The organism is Myxococcus llanfairpwllgwyngyllgogerychwyrndrobwllllantysiliogogogochensis (assembly GCF_006636215.1).
Classification (GTDB): domain Bacteria; phylum Myxococcota; class Myxococcia; order Myxococcales; family Myxococcaceae; genus Myxococcus; species Myxococcus llanfairpwllgwyngyllgogerychwyrndrobwllllantysiliogogogochensis.
In genome coordinates, this window is sequence record NZ_VIFM01001051.1 from 1 (window position 1) to 380 (window position 380).

Genomic DNA, 380 nt, shown 5'->3' on the forward strand with positions numbered 1-380 from the left:
CTATATAGGATTTGGCGGCCGTGCGCGGCGCAAAGAGTACTGGATGTTTATTCTGGTCAACCTCATCCTGACCGGCGTATTGAGCATCATCGATAAAATGCTGGGCTGGCAGCGGGCTGGCGGCGAAGGCATTCTGACCACTATCTATGGCGTACTGGTCTTTTTACCGTGGTGGGCGGTGCAATTTCGCCGTCTGCATGACACCGATCGTTCGGCCTGGTGGCTATTGCTGCTGTTGATCCCGGTCATCGGCTGGCTGGTGATCCTGATCTTTAACTGCCAGCGCGGCACCGAAGGCAATAATCGCTTCGGGCCCGATCCGAAACCCTTTTCCTACTAATCTTCCTGCTCCTCCCGCTAGCGGGAGGAGCGTCTTCATC

Annotated in this window: 1 protein-coding gene; it reads left to right on the forward strand. The window is 56.1% G+C overall.

What is annotated here, in order from left to right; genetic code table 11:
* Positions 1-340, forward strand: a 340-nt coding sequence (locus FJV41_RS56810) for a DUF805 domain-containing protein (protein WP_141649721.1), incomplete at its 5' end; no start/stop codon positions are given.
* Positions 341-380: the final 40 nt, after the last annotated feature.